Genomic DNA, 18,354 nt, shown 5'->3' on the forward strand with positions numbered 1-18,354 from the left:
AATACCACATTCTCCCTTAACTTTTAATACTTTTTTTGTTGTGGTTTTTTTTTTTTTTATAACGCCCCGGGGGCGGGGGGGGGGGGGCGGGGCCCCCCCCCCCCCCCCACGGCCGTTGTGCGTTCGCCGAGTCGGGTGTCGGGGGTGGGTAGTTGGGAGAAGGCGAGATCCTACAGGGACTGAGCCGGGCGGCGGCGGGTGTGGTCGAGTTCGGGGAGGGGAGAGCAAGTGGCTGTTCGAATGAAGTGGTCGAGCGTGGTGCTCGCGGGCCTGGCCGGGACGGGGGTGCTGGCTGTCGCTGGGTGGCTCCTGGCCACGGCGGATCGCACCAAGCCGGAAGGAACATGGCGCAGCGGGCCGTATTTCCTGGAATTCCGAAAAGGCGGCGAGATCGGCAGGTCGTCCCTTCCGGCCGGTGTCTGTGGCGGAAGTCGGTACAGGCCGGATGATCTGCTGATCGAATTGGACGGAACCTGGGAGAAGGAGTTCGAGCCCGATGCCGGCCGGGGTGTCCGGGTCGAGGCGGTGCGCAAGGACGGCGGTGGAACGTGCACGTTCTGGGCGTCGATCGGTGTGTACGGCGGAGGCATCGAGAAGCTGGGATTCAGCATGGAGCCTTCGCCGGTGAAGGAGCTTCTGAGGGAATCATGATGCAGATCCTCGGTGCCGTGCGGCAGATCTGATGTCGAGTCGGGTGGCAGGTCAGACGGCGAGGGAGGTGCGGACGGCGTCAATGAGGTTGTTGGCGCGGGGGTCGGCGTGGCCGATCATGCGGTTGGCGGTGTAGGCGAAGGTGATGCCGTGGTGGGGGTCGGCGAAGGTGAATTGGCCGCCGGCGCCGTCGTTGCCGAAGCTGTGGGGGCTGAGCATGGGGCGGAGGGTGGGGGAGGGGAGGAGGAAGCCGGAGGACCAGCGGGCGCCGAGGTCGAAGCCCAGGTGGCCGGGGCCGGAGGAGAGTTCGCGGGTGGCGTCGGCGAGGGTGGCCGGGGTGAGCAGGGGTGGGGTGTCGTCGAGGCCGGTGACGGTGGCGGCGAGGAGGGTGGAGAGGGCGGTGGCGGAGGCGACGGCGCCAGCGCCGGGGAGTTCGACGGCGTGCAGGTCGGGGTCGTTCCAGCCGTGCGGGGCGTCGAGGCCGGGGAAGACGAGGGCGCCGTTCATCGTGACGATGCGGGTGAGCAGGTGCTCGGGGCCGGGCATCGGGCGGCGGCCATCGGCTTCGGAGAGGCGGGCCAGGCGGGGGAGTTCGGTGGCGGGCAGCCCGAGCCAGGCGTCCAGGCCGAGGGGGGAGGAGAAGGTGCGATGGAAGAACTGCCCCGGGGTGAGGCCGGTGATGCGGCGGATCACTTCGCCGATCGCGAAGCCGAAGACGTGGCCGTGGTACTCGTGGGTGGTGTCCGGTTCCCAGAGGGGCTTCTGGTTCTCGATGGCGCGGATGACCGGCGTCCAGGCGGCGAGCTCGGCGAAGGTTAGGGGCGCGTCGAGGGCCGGGATGCCGGCGCGGTGGGCCAGCACCATGCGGGTGGTGATCGCCTGCTTGCCGTTCCTCGCGAACTCGGGCCAGTAGCGGGCGATCGGCGCGTCCAGGTCGAGTCGGCCCTGCTGGGCGAGCAGGTGGGCGGAGAGGGAGACGAGTGCCTTGGCGCAGGAGAAGACCGGGACGACGGTGTCCGCCTGCCAGGGCCTGCCGGTGCGCTCGTCGGCGACGCCGCCCCACAGTTCGACCACCTTGCGGCCGCCCGCGTGGACGGTGACGGCGGCCCCGAGTTCGGGGAAGTCGGCGAAGTTGCGGGCGAAGGTGTCGGCGACGGCGCCGAAGCCCTCGTCGGCCCAGCCGTGGTGGTGGGTCTGCATGGCGGTGTCCGCCTCCTGGGCTCCTGAGCGCGATCGTTGACCGGGTCACGGTAGGGGTAGGCCGGGGTCCTGGGGAAACGGTTTTGACGGGGTGACGCCGGGGCCGCCGGTCAGGGCTGTTTCAGCGGGGCCGGCGCGGCGGTGATGACGCGGTCGAGGGTGCGGTCGAGGGTGCGGTTGAAGGTGCGGTCGAAGGCGGCGTCGGGGCCGAGGTAACCGGCCGGCTCCGCCAGCCACTCGGCCCCGTCCGCCGCCTGGTCGATGCGGCACGCGACTCCGGCCACCCTGCTCCGGTGCGGGCTCCTGCTGCTGCTCTGCGGTCCGCTCGCGGTACGGAAGTTCGCCACCCACGGCACCCGCGGGCGCTGACGGGCAGGCAAGCGCCGGGGCCGGTGCGACCCGTGTCCCGCGGGGTGAAATGTGCTGGACAGTACGGCCGGTGCGGCGGAGGGTGGGCCCCATGGAGTTCACCCACCTCGGCCGCACCGGCCTCACCGTCTCCCGACTCTGCCTGGGCACCATGAACTTCGGCCCGCACACGGAGGAGTCGGACGCCCATCTGATCATGGACAGCGCCCACGAACTGGGCATCAACTTCTTCGACACCTCCAACAGTTACGGCCGGACCGTCGACGGCGGCCGGAGGGGTCACACGGAGGAGATCATCGGCCGCTGGTTCGCCAAGGGCGACGGCCGCCGTGAACGCACCGTGCTCGCCACCAAGGCCTACGCTCCGATGGGGGACTGGCCGAACGAGGGCCGGCTCTCCGCCCTCGCCATCCGCCGCGCCGTCGAGGCCAGTCTGCGCCGCCTCGGCACCGACCACATCGACCTCTACCAGATGCACCACATCGACCGGGACACGCCCTGGGAGGAGATCTGGCAGGCGATGGAGGTCCTGGTCGCCCAGGGCAAGATCATCTACGTCGGCTCCAGCAACTTCGCCGGCTGGCACATCGCCCAGGCCCAGGAGGCCGCCCGCAGCCGCAACTTCCTCGGCCTGGTCAGCGAGCAGTCCCTCTACAACCTGCTCGACCGCGCCATCGAGCTGGAGGTCGTTCCCGCCGTCCAGCACTACGGGCTCGGCCTGATCCCGTGGTCCCCGCTGCGCAGCGGCGTGCTCAGCGGCGCCCTGCGCAAGGAGCGCGAGGGCCGTCTCGTCCGGGGCGCGATGCCCCACGCGGGGGAGCTCCTGGATGCCAACCGGCCCCGCATCCAGGCCTATGAGGACCTTGCCGACGAGCTCGGCGAGCACCCCGCCGACCTGGCCCTCGCCTGGCTGCTCTCGCGTCCCGCCGTCACCGCGCCGATCGTCGGTCCGCGCACCGCCGCCCACCTCGACGCCGCCGTCCGCGCCCTGGACATCAAGCTCGACGACGAGGTCCTCGCCCGCCTCGACACCCTCTTCCCGGGCCACAAGCCCGCGCCGGAGGACTACGCCTGGTAGCGGCGGCGGACGAAGGGGGACCGACACACGGGTGCCCGCTGCCCGGTTCTCGCCGAGACGAGAAGCGGGCACACGTGTGCCGGATGCGGAAGGGGAGGATTTCGAGAGCGGGAGGAGTGTCCACTCACCGCCACTCTCAACGTATAGCGCACGGGGGGCCTTGCGGCAAGGGGGTGGGGGAGGCGCAGAATCGTCGCCCTGGGCCGGGACGGGGCGGAACGGCGGGATTCGGTGGGATTCGCGGAGTCCATGACGTTCTGCCCCGGTCGGTGGATGTGCGGGAACGACGGAACGGGGCCTTCGGTGCTGGATGTGATCGTGGTCGGTGGCGGGCCGACCGGGCTGATGCTGGCGTGCGAGCTGCGGCTGCACGGGGTCGGTGTGCTCCTCCTGGAGCGGCGGGCGGAGCGGGGCGGGGAGTCGCGCGGGCGCGGGTTGCATGCGCGCAGCGTGGAGATCATGGACCAGCGGGGGCTGCTGGAGCGGTTCCTCGCGGTGAGCGAGAAGTTCCAGGTGGGCGGGCTGTTCGGGGGCGTCATGGCGCCCTGGCCGGAGAGTCTGGACACCGCCCACCCGTACGGGCTGGCCACCCCGCAGGCGGTCACCGAGCGGCTGCTGGAGGAGCGCGCCCTCGAACTCGGGGTCGAGATCAGGCGCGGGTGCGAGGTCACCGGTCTGGGTCAGGACGTGGAGGGCGTGAGCGTCGAACTGGTGGACGGCACGCGGCTGCGCTCGCGCTACGCCGTCGGCTGCGACGGCGGGCGCAGTACGGTGCGCAAGGCACTCGGCGTGGGCTTCCCCGGTGAGCCCGCCACGGTCGAGACGCTGATCGGCGACCTGGAACTGTCCGCAGACCCGGCGGAGGTGGCCGCCGTGGTGGAGCGGGTGCGCCGCACCGAGCTGCGGTTCGGGGTGGCTCCCGACGTGGACGGCCGGCCGGGGGTCGCGCGGGTGATCGTACCGGCGGCCGGCGTCGCCGAGGACCGGGCGACGCCGCCGACGCTGGAGGAGTTCAAGGCGCGGCTGCGCGCCGTCGCGGGCACCGACTTCGGTGCCCACGCGGCGCACTGGCTCTCCCGGTTCGGCGACGCGACCCGGCAGGCCGAGCGCTACCGGGTCGGCCGGGTGCTGCTGGCCGGCGACGCCGCGCACATCCACCCGCCGACCGGCGGGCAGGGCCTCAACCTCGGCGTGCAGGACGCGTTCAACCTCGGCTGGAAGCTCGCCGCCGAGGTCGCCGGCTGGGCGCCGGAGGGGCTGCTGGACAGCTACCACGCGGAACGGCACCCCGTCGGGGCGCGCGTGCTGAGCAACACCCGGGCGCAGATGACCCTGCTCGGCAGCGCGTCGGGGCCGACTGCGCTGCGGGGGCTGTTCACGCGGCTGATGGAGATCGAGGAGGTCAACCGCTACGTGACCGGGATGATCACCGCCGTCGACATCCGCTACGACTTCGGCGGAGGGGGCGGAGGGGACGTCGAACTCGTCGGCCGGCGGCTGCGGGACGTCCGGCTCGCGGGGGACCGCAGGCTGTACCAACTGATGCACGGCGGCCGAGGGTTGCTCCTCGACCGCACCGGCGGACGGCTCGCCGTCGACGGCTGGGCGGACCGCGTCGACCACGTGGACGGTGCGGGCGCGGAGCTGGACGCGCCCGCGCTGCTGCTGCGGCCGGACGGCCATGTGGCCTGGACCGGCGACGACCAGGGGGACTTGGAGGCCGCGTTGACCCGGTGGTGGGGTGCCCCGGCCCAGGGACCGGCTCAGGGACCGGCTCAGGGACCGGCCCGAGTTCGATGACCGGGGTGGCGACGGCTGTTGCGCGACCCGAGGCTCGAGGTGCTGCTTGAACGAACCTCTCGGGGCGTCGCCAACACCCCTTGAGCAAAAGGGACTTCGCGCTCGCGAAGGGTTGACCGGTTCTGTCCGCGCTGGTGTAATCACCGCTCACATCGGCCTCTACCCGCGAGTAGCCGAAGCGGCGGGAGGGCCGGAAAGCGCCGACAGGCTGGGGGCAGACGTGTTCGCGAAACCGACTCCGGGCTTCACCACCGCGGCCGCCACCGGGGACACCGTCGTCCTGCTCATCGGGATGCGGATCAACCGGTTCTGGGCCGTCCACCAGTGGGTGCCGGTGATGCTGGCGATGTTCCGGATGCTGCACGACCTGGCGAAGGAACCGGAGCGCGGCCTGCGTGGCAAGGTCCTGCTGACCGCCTCGCCGCGCACCTACTACGTCGTCCAGTACTGGGAGTCCAAGGAGAAGCTGTACCGGTACGCGAGCGCTCCGGACGCCTTCCACCACCGGGTGTGGAAGATCGCCAACAGGGAGCTCAAGGAGGGCCGGCTGCGCGGGCGGGTCGGGCTCTGGCACGAGACGTACGTCGTGCCGGAGGGGTCGTACGAGTGCGTGTACTTCGACATGCCGCCGTTCGGGCTCGCGGGCGCGACCGGGGTGCTGCCGGTGGAGCGCCGCGGGCGGAGCGCCGCGCAGCGCTTCGCCTTCCGCTCGGAAGCGGCGGGGCAGGCGGTGGCGGGGCAGGCGACAGGGCAGGCGGCGGCCGAGTAGCCAGCCGGCCGGTCACCGTCCCCGCCACCGGACGGGCGGGGACGGTGACCGGCCGGGAACGTCAGGCGGTGGTGGTCGCCGGCAGCCCGATCGGGTTGATCGGGGGCAGGGCCGTGCGACAGAGCGCCGAGATCGGCTTGAGGGCGGCGGCGAGCCGGTCGAGCTCGGCGCGCGGGTGGTCCTCCCAGACCCGGGCGGCGGCGAGGTCGGTCGCCGCCTCCAGGGACTGGTGGCGCATCCGGCCGCACTCGGTGATGGTGCCGCGCTCGGTGAGCCAGCCGCGTTCGGTCAGCCGGGCGGTGGCCGCGTCCCACTCCTCGTCCGTCCAGCCGCGGAACGGCTGCAGCGCCTCGCGCCGCACGTCCAGGGCGCAGCGCACGACCAGCGCCTCGCAGCCGTCCAGCCCCGCCGAGACCAGGGCGGCGATGTGGCCGTCGCCGCGGTGCTCGCGCATCACGGTGGCGGCCTGCCAGAGCCGGCCGTGCAGGTCGGACGGGCGGGGGAGGGCGGCGTTGGCGGCGGCCAGGACCCGCCCGGCGCAGTCCAGCCGGGTGACGGCGTCCTCCAGGAGGTCGGTCGCCAGCTCGATCTGCGCCCGGTCGACGTGCTCCAGCAGCCGCGCCAGGGCCGCCGAGGCACCGGCGGCCCGGGCGGCGAGCGCCGTGTCCGGGTCGGCGAGCTTCCAGATCGCCGGCAGGGCGCGCTCGATCGGGGCGGGCGCGAAGTTGAAGAAGGCGGCGATCACGGGTGGCGCGTCCACCGGGCCGAGCGGCGCGGCGCGGCCGGCGAAGTAGCTGCGCGCGACCCCGCGCAGGCCCGCGTCCTCGAAGGCGCCGACGCCTTCCGGGGTGAAGTAGGTGACGGCGTGCACCGGCTCGAAGAGCCACCACAGGGCCCGGGCGGGATGGACGAGATCGGCCAAAGGGGAACCTTCCTCGGGGAGGGACTGGCGCGCCGTACGAGTGTTCTCGTAGAGGCTGATGACCACGGCGGCGGCCACGATAACCCTGCTCGGGGTGTGATGACAGTCACGCGGAGGTCTCGGTGGTGACACGTGGCCGGCGGCGCACGAGATGATGGCCGGGGTGCGCCCCCGCGCACGCCCGATCCCTCGCTACGTTGGCACGTCGGTATGTCGGTACGTCGGTACGTTGGCAAGAAGGCAGAAGAGGTAACAGGCCCCATGGCGCAGATCAATCCCAGCATCCTGTCCGCGGACTTCGCCCGGCTCGCCCAGGAGGCCGAGGCCGTGCGGGGCTCGGACTGGCTGCACGTCGACGTGATGGACAACCACTTCGTACCCAACCTGACCCTCGGCGTCCCGGTCGTCGAGTCGCTGGCCCGGGCCACCGACATCCCGCTCGACTGCCACCTCATGATCGAGGACCCGGACCGCTGGGCCCCCCAGTACGTGGAGGCGGGCGCCGGTTCGGTGACCTTCCACGTCGAGGCCGCCGCCGCGCCCGTCCGGCTCGCCCGCGAGATCCGGGCCAAGGGCGCCCGCGCGTCGATGGCGCTCAAGCCGGCCACGCCGATCGAGCCCTACGAGGACCTGCTGCCCGAGCTGGACATGCTGCTGATCATGACCGTCGAGCCGGGCTTCGGCGGCCAGGCGTTCCTGGACATCATGCTGCCGAAGATCCGCCGGACCAGGCAGCTGATCGCCGAGCACGGGCTGGAGCTGTGGCTCCAGGTCGACGGCGGTGTGTCGGCGAGCACCATCGAGCGCTGCGCCGAGGCCGGCGCGGACGTCTTCGTCGCCGGCTCGGCGGTGTACGGTGCCGAGGACCCGGCCGAGGCGGTCGCCAAGCTGCGCACGCTCGCCGAGGGCGCGAGCGCCGGTGCGGACTGGGCCTGCGCGCACTGAGGCCGAGGGGGCCCGGCCGGGCGGTCCCGGCTGGAGGATCGCCGGGCCCTGGAGGAGGATCGTTGCGACGACCCCTCCGGCCGGGGCGGGGCGGGCCCTGCCACCCCTCCCCGGCCCGACGCACACGGCGGTGACCGCCCCATGAGCAACCTCGACGTCAAGCCCGCCCCGACCACCTGCGGCGGCGAGCCCGGCACCGGACCGGTCCGCGACCTGCTGACCGCCCGCCGGGTGCCGCTCGGCGAGAGCACCGTCGTGCGCCGTCTCCTGCCGAACCTGGGTCGGCGGATGGTGGGGGCGTGGTGCTTCGTGGACCACTACGGTCCGGACGACATCGCGGACGAGCCGGGCATGCAGGTGCCTCCGCACCCGCACATGGGCCTGCAGACGGTCAGCTGGCTGCACGCCGGCGAGGTCCTGCACCGCGACAGCCTCGGCAGCCTGCAGACCGTGCGCCCGCGCGAGCTGGGCCTGATGACCTCCGGGCGGGCGATCTCCCACTCCGAGGAGTCCCCCCGCCCGCACGCCCGCTTCCTGCACGGTGCCCAGCTCTGGGTCGCCCTGCCCGACGCCCACCGCCACCGCGAACCCGCCTTCGAACACCACCCCGACCTGCCCACCGTCACCGCCCCGGGTCTGTCCGCCACCGTCATCCTCGGCACCCTCGACGGCGCCACCTCCCCGGGCACCACCCACACCCCCCTTGTCGGCGCCGACCTCACCCTCACCGCCGGCACCGACCTGCGCCTGCCGCTGGACCCCGACTTCGAGTACGCCGTCCTCACCATGTCCGGCACCGTCGACGTCGACACCGTCCCCCTCGACCCCGGCGCCATGCTCTACCTCGGCACCGGCCGCCGCACCCTCCCCCTCCACGCCACCACCGACGCCACCTTCCTCCTCCTCGGCGGCGAACCCTTCGCCGAAAAACTCGTCATGTGGTGGAACTTCATCGGCCGCACCGGCGAAGAGATCACCCAGGCCCGCACCGACTGGGAAACCGGCACCCGCTTCGGCAACGTCCACGGCTACGACGGCGCCCGACTGCATGCCCCCGCCCTCCCCGACATCCCCCTGAAGCCACGTGGACGGGTACGCTGACCTGCGAAGATGAATCGATGGCCAGGTTCGCGCCCACCGCCGGCGGCAGGATTCTTCGGGTATGCGGGGGCGCCTGGTGATCGAGTTCCGTTCCCTGCATCTGCGTCCTTGGAGGAGTGAGCTACAGGCTTCTCGATTCTCGGGTCTGGGCGTCTTTCGCAGGGTCTGCTCGTATGGATGCTGACCCATTGCTGACCGCGTGCCGTTGTTCGGCGGGTGCCCGAGGTACGCCCGGAAAGCGACCCGAAGCCGCCCGAGCGGGGTGGTTGGATGGGAGGGCGGATCCAGCTTGTCGCCGCCGTCGGCACGGTGCGATCCTTTCGGGCATGCTGCACAGCGACCTGCCGGACCACGCGTCAGTTCTCAGGGAGGTGCGGCAATTGCGGAGAGTCGGCCTGGTGCGGCTGCGTGAGCTGGAGCTCCCGGCGCTGGCCCGGGCCGCGGACATGATCGACCTGCCGGCCGGGCGGGAGCCGCGGCCCGCCGCTGTGGAGCGGCTGGTGCGGCTGGCGGTGACGCGAATCGATCCCGGCAACCTTCACACGGCCGCCGAGTACAGCCTTGGCCTGGCCCAGGGCACTCGCGACTGGCCGCCCGCCGACCGTCGGAAGCGTGCCGCTGGCGTGTACGGGGTGAGCGTGGAGCGATTCCGCAAGCACCACGAGGCGCTGGTGCTGGGTGAGGTCGCCGAGCAGGTGATCCGGATGGCCGTGCGGGCGGCGCAGTCGCGCCGAGCGGAGCAGGCGGGGGAGGCGGGGGATGTCGGGCCGCTCGCGTCCGCGTCGTCGGGTCACCGGTCGCTGCGGGTCCGGGTGGGCGAGCGGACCGCGCTGGTGACGGTGCACGTCCACCCCGTCGATCTGCTGCGCGATGTTGACGTCGTGGTCTCGCCGACCAACACCTATCTGGCGCTGCCGGAGCCGTACAAGTCGTCGGTGTCGGCGTCGCTTCGGCGGGTGGGAGCGCTGCGCGGGTCGACCGGGGAGCTCGTCGAGGACCTGGTGCACGACGAGTTGCGGAGGTGGGCCGCCCGGCACGGGGCGCCGGGCCGGGCGGCCCTGCCGGGAACCGTGGCGGCGGTCGGGCCGGGGGCGCTGGTGGAGCAGGGCATTCGGCGGATCTATCACGCCGCGGTGGCGGTCCCGCGCCTCGGGACGAACGACTACGACGTGCTGCCGGCGGACGTGACCCGGGCGGTCGCCCGGGCGCTCGCCGTGCTCGGCGAGGAGTACCGGCAGTTCGATCCTCCGCTGCGCTCGATCTGTTTTCCGCTGCTCGGTTCCGGCCGGGGAGGGCTGCCGTACGAGGTCAGTCTCGGCATGCTCTGGGCCGCGGTGGAGGCCGAACTGATCCGCGGTGCGCAGTGGGAGGTGCACCTCGTGGTGCGGCGGGCCGCTGCCGCAGATCTGATTGAACGTCAACTCACGGCCGCGAAGGACATCGACGGAAGGATCCGATGAACCCGTACCAGGTGCTTGCGGCCGCCGCCGCCGACTGGGACCGGTTGGCCGGCCTGCTGGAACCCGCGTCGGGCAGCCAACTGGAGTCGCGGCTGCAGGCGTTGAGATCCTCCGAGCAGGACGGGCCGGCCCGGCTGCAGGCGGCCGAGGAGGCGGCCCGGCTGTTGCTGGAAGCGCTGCCGGACGCCGAGTCCGGACGGCTCGACGACGCGTCCGGTGCCCGGCTTGCCGTGGACTCGCATGACCGGTCGCACCTCGGCTTCCATGCGGACGACCTGGCCGTGCTGGTGCTCGACGGCCACCGCATGGTCGGCCCGGTGCTCGGCCCGATCCGGGCGAGGATCCTGGCCGTACCGGCACTCGACCCCGACGAGGTGCGGCTGTTGGGCGGTGATCCTGGCGCTGCCGGGCTGCTGAGGTTGCCCGGGCTCGGCGGGAGGCCGCGGCTGCCCGGCTTCCAGTTCGGCGTCGCGGGCACGCCGTTGCCGACAGTGGTGGAGATCAACACCGTTCTGGACGCCGAACGCGACCCGTGGGGCGTCGCGGACTGGTGGCTGTCGGCCAATGCCTGGCTGGGCGGCAACCCCGCCGACCTGCTCGGCGCCGGGCGGGACGGCCAACTCGTGGACGCGGCACGGTACCTGTCGGAGGAGGAGTAACCGGATGGCGAACACCAGGCCCCCGCGGGTGCTGCCGGGCACGCCCGCCAAGCTGACCCTGCCGGCCGGCGCCCCGTTGTACCGGTTGCACGCGGCCCGCCACCCGGCGACAGCGTTCAATCCCGTACCCGCCCACTGCCTCTACGGCGGCGGCCGTTTCGACGCGACCAGGTGCGACCCGTTCGGCTATCTCTATGCCGGGCTCACCGCCGAGTCGGCGGTGTGCGAGTCGCTGCTGCGGTCGGTTCCGTTCGATCCGGGCGGGACGTCGCGGCTGGTGCCGAGGGCCGCGATTCGCGGCCGCCGGCTGTCCTTCCTGCGGTTGGCCGCAGAGCTGGACGTGGTGTCCCTGGTGACCGGCCGGGAGCTGGCGAGTGTCGCCCAGGACTCCTGGCTGGTCCAGGCGGAGGCCGCCGAGTACCCGTTCACCCGTGACTGGGGTCATTGGATCCGTGAGCACACCGACCCGTGGGCGCAGGGCTTCCTCTGGCCGTCCAAGCGCGAGCCCGGCGACCGGGTGGTGGTCCTGTTCGGTGACCGCTGCGTGCCGGACGTGATCGAGGAGACGGGCGTCCCGCCGGTCGACTTCGACACCGCCGAGGGGGAGAGGCGGCTCAACTCCTTGCTGGAGCCCTACCACGCGAGGATCGCCCCGTGACGCCGGAGCGGGCGATGGACCCGGTCCAGGACCGGGGTCGGGACCCGGACGAGGTCTCCGACGACGAACTGCGCGCCGAGCGGGATGGGTTGCTGGAGCGGCTGGCGGGTCTGCGGGCGGACGACCCGCAGGCGCCGACGGCGTGGGCGGTCGCCGGGGATTTCAGCTACCAGCTCTTCCTGCGGCAGGCACGTCCGGAGGACCTGGACCTGGCGGACGAGGCGTTTGAGCTGGCCTTCGCCCGGCCCGGCGACGAGGAGATGTGGGACGCCTGGCGGATCCTCCGCGCTCGCGTGCTGCTGTTCCGGTACGACGCGCGGCCGCAACCCGAACTGCTCGACCGGGCCTGGGCGCTGCTGGTCGACGGCCTGGCCGAACCGGTCGCCGGCTCGTCGTTCGAGCACCTCAGGGCGCTCGGCAGGTACCTGGTGGCCCGGCTCGCCCGGTTGCGGTGGGTGCAGGCCGACGACCGGCCCGCCCCGCAACGGGCGGCTCTGCTCTCCGAGGCGCTGCGCCGGTACGACGCCGCGCTCGACGACCACGCACCCGGCAGTCCGGAGGCCGCCGAACTGCACGGGGAGGCCGCTGCACTGCACCACGAGCGGTACCGGACCGGCGGTGACCTGCCCGACGCGCAGGCCTCCGTCCGGCACTACCGCGAGGCTCTCGAGGCGGTCCCGCCGGACAGCGATGTCCCGCTGCTGCGCTACGGACTCGCCAGCGTCCAGATGGTGCACGGCCAGCGTGCCCGGGACCGGGAACTGCTGACGGAGGCCCGGACCCAGTTCGCCCGAGCGCTGGTCGAGGCCGGCGAGCGATCCGCGGAGCGACCGTGGTGGGGCCGCGAGGCAATGGCCCGGATGGTCTACATCCGGACGATGCTGTGGTGGCAGTGGGACGACAGTACCCAGGTCGGGCCCGCCGAGGCGGAGTTGGCGCCACTGCTCGCCGAGCCGGATGCCGTCGACGAACTGCTGCCCACGTACCTGGACTGCTTCGGGCGGCTGCTCTACCAGCGTGCCACCGAGCGCGACGACGACGCCGGACGAGACCGGGCACTCCACCTGCTGCAGCGGGCTCTCGACCGCTGGCAGCCCGAACGCGACGGCGGCTCGGCCGCACCGCTGGGCCTGCTGGTGGCGACACTCCAGTGGGCCCGCTACCGGGCGGACGGCGACCCGGCGCGCCTGCCGGTGCTCGCTGCGGCCAGCGGGCGTGCCCTCGAAGACGAGAGCCAGGACGCCCAGTTCCGGCGGATGGCCGTCATGTGCCACGGCTGGGTCGGACACGAGCTGGTGCGCCAGGGCCTTGCCGAGGCGGGCCCCGAGGTCGACGCCCTCTTCCAGGAGGCCTACCGCGCCACCATGGGGGCGATGGCGGACGTCGAACACGGCGGGGCCTTCCTCAACTTCAGCGATCAGGAGTTCAACGGTCTCGCCAACGACATCGGCGGCCTCGACCGGCTGCCCGCGGAATTCGACCGGCTGTACCGGACCTGGCGCGAAATGGAACCGGACAGCCGCGAGTCGGGCGAGTCGGCCGAGCTCCTGCTCGGCATGGTGCCGCTCCTCGATCCGCACGGCACGCACGTCACCACCGAGCAGAAGACCGCGCTCCTGCAGGCCGCGTTGCAGCACCGGAAGGGCGATGCCGCCGGGCTGAGCAGCCTCCACGCCATCGCCGGCTGGATCGGCCTGAACGAGGCGACGGCCGGCGACGGGTCGAGCCTGGACGGGGCGCTGGAGCACCTCGATGCGGCCCGCGACCTGCGCACCGGCCAGGACGGGCGGACGACCGACGGAATCGAGTTGCTGCGCTCGTTCGTCCAGGGCCACCGAGGTCAGCTGCGCGGCGGCCTCGACGAGGTGGAGACGGCCGCGAGTGTCATCGCCCGGTTGCGCGACCGGCCCGGCACCACCCCCTACCTCCGGTCGCTCATCGACGGCCAGCTCGCGGCCATCGAGGCCGTTCGGTGCGCGCGGCAGGGCGACCTGGCCGGCACCGACCGGGCCGTCGCGCGCCTCGCCGAGGTCCACGGCGCGCTCGACCCGGACGACCCCGCCCGCGGGGAGATGTGGACGATGCTGGAGAACGCCCGGATGGGCCGCGACCAGCTCGCCAGGAACCTGGGCCTGCCGACCGCCGCCATGGCGACCCATGGCGGTGCCACCCTCGACGAACTGCGCCGCCAAGCGGCCCGGCTGCCGCGCGACCGCCGTGCCTGGGTGCTGGGGGACGCGGGTGTCGCCCGTACCGCACGGGCGATGGACCCGCCCGACCCCCGGCTTCTCGACGAAGGAATGACCCTGCTCCGGGAGGCCTTGGACCTGTCCGACGAGGGAAGCGACGACTGGCTGCGCTACGCCTTCACGCTGGGCGGCACCCACTGCGCCAAGGCCTCCCGGAGCGGCGACCGCCGGGAGCTGGGGACCGGCATCGACCTGCTGGAGCGGGCCGCCCGGCTGGCCGGCGGCCCCGAGCACCGGCTGTGGGCGGTGTGCAGCCTGACCCTCGGCCGGGCCTACCGACTGCGCGCCGACCCGGCCCGCGACGACCGCCGCCGGGGACGCCTCGCCGGGCTCGAATCGCTGCGTGGACACTCCTGGGCGGCGCTGCTCCAGTCCGGCACCGGGCACGCCGCCGAGGGCGCGGCCGAGGCCACCGCCGCGGCCCTGGAGGTGGCTGCCTGGTGCCTGGCCGACGACGTCCCCGAAGCCGCCGTCCAGGCACTGGACGCCTGCCGCGGACTGGTGCTGCACGCCGCGAACACCGCGATGACGGTGCCCCAGCTGCTGACCGCCACCGGCCGGCCCGACCTGGCGGAGGAGTGGCGGGCCGCGGTCGGCGCCGAACCGCCCGGCGGAGCGGACGGCTCGACCGGGTCCGGCGGCGTCCCGAGCGAACTGCGCCGCCGCGTCCTGACCGCGCTGACCGCCCTCGGCCCGGACGGCGGGCCGTCGGCCCGGCTGCTGGGCACCCCGGCCCCTGCAGAGATCGGCGAGGCGCTGCGCAGATGCCGGGCGGACGCCCTGGTGTACCTGATGCCCGCCTCCGACGACCGCGGCGGGGCGGCGGTCCTGGTCACCGCGGACGGTGGCGCGCACTGGCTGCCGCTGCCGCTGCTGACGGAGGACGCCGGACCCCTGCGGGCCTACACCCCGGCCGGCCGGACCGTCCGGGACATGGGGCCGGCCCCGCACGCTGCCACACCCGACTCGACCTCGCTGCGCCGGCAACTGGACCGGCTGTGCTCCTGGGCGTGGTACGCGGTGGTCAAGCCACTTCTGGGCATGCTCGTGCCACCACCCGGCCGCACCCGCCCGCCGTCGCTGATCCTGGTGCCCATGGGCACCCTCGGCGTGGTGCCGTGGCACGCGGCCTGGTCGGAACCGGACGCCACTGGACGCCGCCGGTACGCCGTCGAGCAGGCTGAGATCTCGTACGCCGCCTCGGCCCGGCTGCTGTGCGACGTGGCCGCCCGGCCGTCCACACCGCACACCGGCGCCGCTCTGGTGGTCGGCAACCCGACCGGGGACCTGCGCTACGCCGGCGAGGAGGCGGACGCGGTGCAGCGGGCCTTCTACCCGCGGGGCAGCTTCCTCGGGCGGCGCGCGGCGGGCGAGGCCGACGGCCCGGGTACGCCGGCCGAGGTGCTCGCCTGGCTGCGCCACGGCGGTGGTGGCGTCCTGCACCTGGCCTGCCACGCCACCGTGGCCGCCAACCAGCGCTACAGCTCGTACCTCTCCTTCAGCAGCGGTGAGCTGGCCGCCGAGGAGCTGACCGAGGCGGCCGGGCGGGGTGGCGACGGGCTGGAGCTGGTGGTCCTGGCGGCCTGCCGGAGCCACGTGTCCGGGCGCGGCCACAACGAGGCGTACAGCCTTGCCACGGCGTTCCTGGTGGCCGGAGCCCGATCGGTGATCGGCTCGCTGTGGCCGGTTCCCGACGACGCCACCTCGGTCCTGATGTTCATGACGCACCACTTCCTGCGCCGGGAGCAGGAACAGGCGGGCCGGGCGCTGCGCCGGGCCCAGCTGTGGATGCTCGACCCGGACCGCCGGCTGCCGCCCGGTATGCCCGACGCGCTGGCCGCCCGCGCCGCTGCGGTGGAGCCGGACGACCTCTCGGCCTGGGCGGGTTTCACCCACCTGGGGCAGTGACGGCGGATCAGTCCGGGACGACCGTGCGGAGCGGGAGGGTGAGCGCCGCCCAGCGGCCGGGGGAGGCCGCCGGGCGGCCGGGCAGCATGTCCCGGGTGCCGCCCGGGGCGAGCGGGCGGAACACGCCGTCCGTCGACCGGCCGGTCTGCCGGTCCGCGGGCAGCTTCGGGTCCCAGGGCCCGAACTGGAACGGCACGGTGTTCAGTTCGCCCTCCGCCACGATCAGCTTGAGCCAGTCACGGACGTAGGCGGCGGGTCGGACCGGTCGGGTGGACGGGAGACTGAGGTGAATCGGATCGCCGTCCAGCGCGTAGCCGGTGCCGCCGGGGGCGATGAAGGCCCCGGGGAAGAGGACCGATCGGCTGGCATAGCTGTCCGTGAGGTTCAGCAGGACGCACCAGAGGGCCTTGCTCGTCGAACGGTTGTGAATGCGGACGGACACCCTCGGCTCCTGCCAGCCGCCCGGCCCGCGACCGTAACGACAGACGATCTCACCGGAGCCCTCGGGCATGATCGGGCCACCGCTGCCCCAGGGCGTCACCTCGACCCGGACGTGGGATCCGAGCGAGGGATCGGGGTTGGCGAGGTCGCGCAGCTGATGCCAACCGGCCAGGTGGACGAGGCAGTCGACGATCCGCCGGGCGTCGGCCGTACCGTCCCACGGCAGCGCCGGGACGGCGGGGGATCCGTCCCGGAACAGCACCCGGGCCTCCGCCCGGTCCAGGACGACCCGCAGCAGCGTCCCGGGCGCGTCCCGCGGATCGTCCACGAGGCGAACCAGCGGCGAGCGGGCGGTGCGCAGGGCGTCTTTCAACTCGTCAGCTACCGCGGGGCGTTCCATTGCCTCCACCAGTACCGACACCGGCGGCATGGCCAGCGCGGACAGCGTCACCGGGTAGCTGAGCGCCGGATCGGGTGACCAGCCGGACGGCTCCACCAGAGTCCGGTCGACCCTGACCTCCCGGGCGGTCAGCAGGTGCCGGTCCCGGCTGCCGGGCCCGGGCTCGACGCTGAACTCGGTACCGCCGGCGTCCGGGCCGGCGCGCAGCCCGTGGACGGTTCCACAGTCCACCTCCCAGCCCGAAGCACCGTGGCGGAGCAGGTGAGGGCTCGGGGCGCGAACAGCCCCGCCGAGGAACGGCCGGTCGGCAGGGCCACCGGCCTCCAGGGGGAGCAGGACCGGGTGCTGGCGTTCGCCCGAGCCCTGCACCCGGCACTGTACGGCTGCCATCAGCCGGCGGTAGCTCAGCTCCGGGCCGCCCTGCTCGCCGAGCGCGCCGAGGAGTGCGTGCGTGAACACGCCGTGCCTGCGTCCGTCGAACCAGTCCTCGAACGCGGGCTGGTTCAGCCGACTTGCGGCCAGCAGGACGTGGCCCGGCCCGGCCGCGGGACCGGTGATGTCGCGGGCCGTCGCGAGCGCTCCCCAGGACGGATCCGGTGGAAGGAAGCGCGCGCTGCCCTCGGCGTCCCGGGTCGCGCCGCCCGAGAAACAGCAGTCGAGGACCGCGACGACATGGGCGCCGCGGGCGGCGACCTCGTCCAGCAGGGCCCCCAGCTCCTTGTCCAGCAACGGCCCGTCGGCGCAGACCACGGACTGGCAGCGGCCGGTGGATTCGACCTTCAGCTGCTCGGCCGTGGCGTCGAACTCGGCACCGTGGCCGGAGAACCAGAGCAGTGCGGTGTCCTGTGGCCCCGCCTGCCCGAGATGCCCGCGGATGCCGTCGGTGACCGCACGCACGGTGGCGTCGGTGTCGAGCAGCGTCCGCACAACCGGCTCCGTCACCTTCGCGTCCAGCCAATGCTCAGCAGCAGCCGCGTCATTGACGCACCCCTGGAGCGAAGCGCGGCCGAGCGCCGAGTAGTCGTTGATCCCCACCAGGAGTGCAAAAACCGTCCGCATGGGCAGAAGTGTCTCAGGGGGATACCGCCCTGGTGGTCCGGTCGACCGGGCGAATGGTGGGCGGGAACAGGTCGTCATCCGGCCATGTGCGTGCGATCACCTGCACGGCTTCGCACTATGGCAGTGCGATCACTATCCTTCCCTTCTCGGCCGCGCGGTGTGAGCGCGGTGTCACTCCATGGTCATCGGGGGATTCATGGGTTTCATTGAGCAGCCTCGCCGCGTCGTGCGACCAGGCCAGGCAACCGCGCCCGGTCGGGCTGCGGCGAGCGGTCCGGCCACTGGCGGGCGACCGCCACAGACCCGCGTCGGGGCGGACCGGTTGCGCGCGAGGCCGGCGGGCTTCCTGAACGCCGTACGCCGACTCGACGCCGGACTCGACCCGGCCGCCTGCAGCGAGCTGGCCGACTGGCTCAAGGAGCAGTACACCACCGAGTTCGGCGACGTCCCGCTCGGCTTCCTCGCCACCTGCTACCTCGGTGCACCGTACGTCGACCATCAGCTGAGCCTCTTCCGTTCGATCGTGGACCACTTCGCCCCCGGGGATCCGATGCCCCACCCCTTCGCAGCCGCCCGGATGCTGGTGCGCACCGGCGCCTACGCCTTCGTCGAGGTGTACGACGGCGGCCTGGTGCTGCCGGTGCTCCCGGACGGCAGCGTGGTACGCCCGTGAACCCGTCCCGCC

15 protein-coding genes are annotated in these 18,354 nt (G+C 73.1%); 11 read left to right on the forward strand and 4 right to left on the reverse strand.

Features of this window, described 5'->3' with window-relative positions:
• Positions 1-228 precede the first annotated feature (228 nt).
• Complete coding sequence (locus ACFVUH_RS15910) at positions 229-651, forward strand: hypothetical protein (protein ID WP_387913716.1); 423 nt, start codon at positions 229-231, stop codon at positions 649-651.
• Between the two features lie 51 nt (positions 652-702).
• Here the strand turns inward: ACFVUH_RS15910 and ACFVUH_RS15915 are convergent, their stop codons facing one another.
• Together ACFVUH_RS15915 and ACFVUH_RS15920 are read right to left on the reverse strand one after the other, a co-directional pair.
• Positions 703-1,851 carry a serine hydrolase domain-containing protein gene (locus ACFVUH_RS15915; RefSeq protein ID WP_387913718.1) on the reverse strand — a complete coding sequence of 383 codons (1,149 nt, stop codon included), beginning with the start codon at positions 1,849-1,851 and terminating at the stop codon, positions 703-705.
• A 110-nt stretch (positions 1,852-1,961) separates the two neighbouring features.
• Positions 1,962-2,198: a hypothetical protein gene (locus ACFVUH_RS15920; RefSeq protein ID WP_387913720.1), complete on the reverse strand. Its 237-nt coding sequence runs from the start codon at positions 2,196-2,198 to the stop codon at positions 1,962-1,964.
• 113 nt (positions 2,199-2,311) lie between these two features.
• On the opposite strand from ACFVUH_RS15920, the gene ACFVUH_RS15925 reads away from it, so the two are divergent.
• The 3 genes from ACFVUH_RS15925 to ACFVUH_RS15935 all read left to right on the forward strand — a co-directional run bounded on the left by ACFVUH_RS15925 (position 2,312) and on the right by ACFVUH_RS15935 (position 5,867).
• Complete coding sequence (locus ACFVUH_RS15925) at positions 2,312-3,298, forward strand: aldo/keto reductase (RefSeq protein WP_387913722.1); 987 nt, start codon at positions 2,312-2,314, stop codon at positions 3,296-3,298.
• A gap of 303 nt (positions 3,299-3,601) precedes the next feature.
• The gene (locus ACFVUH_RS15930; protein WP_387913724.1) at positions 3,602-5,098 is read left to right on the forward strand and encodes an FAD-dependent monooxygenase; all 1,497 of its coding nucleotides are present in this window, start codon (positions 3,602-3,604) and stop codon (positions 5,096-5,098) included.
• Between the two features lie 220 nt (positions 5,099-5,318).
• Positions 5,319-5,867: a DUF4188 domain-containing protein gene (locus tag ACFVUH_RS15935; RefSeq protein WP_387913726.1), complete on the forward strand. Its 549-nt coding sequence runs from the start codon at positions 5,319-5,321 to the stop codon at positions 5,865-5,867.
• Between the two features lie 61 nt (positions 5,868-5,928).
• On the opposite strand, the gene ACFVUH_RS15940 is transcribed toward ACFVUH_RS15935, so the two are convergent.
• Positions 5,929-6,789 carry a hypothetical protein gene (locus tag ACFVUH_RS15940; protein WP_387913728.1) on the reverse strand — a complete coding sequence of 287 codons (861 nt, stop codon included), beginning with the start codon at positions 6,787-6,789 and terminating at the stop codon, positions 5,929-5,931.
• Positions 6,790-7,050: 261 nt separating this feature from the next.
• Here ACFVUH_RS15940 and rpe point away from each other — a divergent pair, with 261 nt between their 5' ends.
• From rpe to ACFVUH_RS15970, 6 genes are all read left to right on the forward strand, one after another.
• Positions 7,051-7,734: a ribulose-phosphate 3-epimerase gene (gene rpe, locus ACFVUH_RS15945; protein ID WP_355368033.1), complete on the forward strand. Its 684-nt coding sequence runs from the start codon at positions 7,051-7,053 to the stop codon at positions 7,732-7,734.
• 141 nt (positions 7,735-7,875) lie between these two features.
• On the forward strand, positions 7,876-8,835 hold the full coding sequence (locus tag ACFVUH_RS15950) for a pirin family protein (RefSeq protein WP_387913730.1): 960 nt from the start codon (positions 7,876-7,878) through the stop codon (positions 8,833-8,835).
• Between the two features lie 326 nt (positions 8,836-9,161).
• Entirely contained in the window at positions 9,162-10,295 is a 1,134-nt protein-coding gene (locus tag ACFVUH_RS15955) for a hypothetical protein (RefSeq protein WP_387913731.1), read from the forward strand.
• Positions 10,292-10,954 carry a hypothetical protein gene (locus tag ACFVUH_RS15960; RefSeq protein WP_387913732.1) on the forward strand — a complete coding sequence of 221 codons (663 nt, stop codon included), beginning with the start codon at positions 10,292-10,294 and terminating at the stop codon, positions 10,952-10,954. Before ACFVUH_RS15955 ends, ACFVUH_RS15960 begins: the two co-directional genes overlap by 4 nt.
• Before the next feature lie 4 nt (positions 10,955-10,958).
• A complete protein-coding gene (locus ACFVUH_RS15965) occupies positions 10,959-11,612 on the forward strand; it encodes an RES family NAD+ phosphorylase (RefSeq protein WP_387913733.1) in 654 nt (217 codons plus the stop codon).
• Entirely contained in the window at positions 11,609-15,769 is a 4,161-nt protein-coding gene (locus ACFVUH_RS15970) for a CHAT domain-containing protein (RefSeq protein ID WP_387913735.1), read from the forward strand. Before ACFVUH_RS15965 ends, ACFVUH_RS15970 begins: the two co-directional genes overlap by 4 nt.
• 7 nt (positions 15,770-15,776) lie before the next feature.
• Here ACFVUH_RS15970 and ACFVUH_RS15975 read toward each other — a convergent pair whose 3' ends face one another.
• Positions 15,777-17,669 carry a caspase domain-containing protein gene (locus tag ACFVUH_RS15975; RefSeq protein WP_387913736.1) on the reverse strand — a complete coding sequence of 631 codons (1,893 nt, stop codon included), beginning with the start codon at positions 17,667-17,669 and terminating at the stop codon, positions 15,777-15,779.
• Positions 17,670-17,991: 322 nt separating this feature from the next.
• Here ACFVUH_RS15975 and ACFVUH_RS15980 point away from each other — a divergent pair, with 322 nt between their 5' ends.
• Complete coding sequence (locus ACFVUH_RS15980) at positions 17,992-18,342, forward strand: hypothetical protein (protein WP_387913738.1); 351 nt, start codon at positions 17,992-17,994, stop codon at positions 18,340-18,342.
• Positions 18,343-18,354: the final 12 nt, after the last annotated feature.

This window comes from Kitasatospora sp. NPDC058032, assembly GCF_042885845.1.
Lineage (GTDB): Bacteria > Actinomycetota > Actinomycetes > Streptomycetales > Streptomycetaceae > Kitasatospora.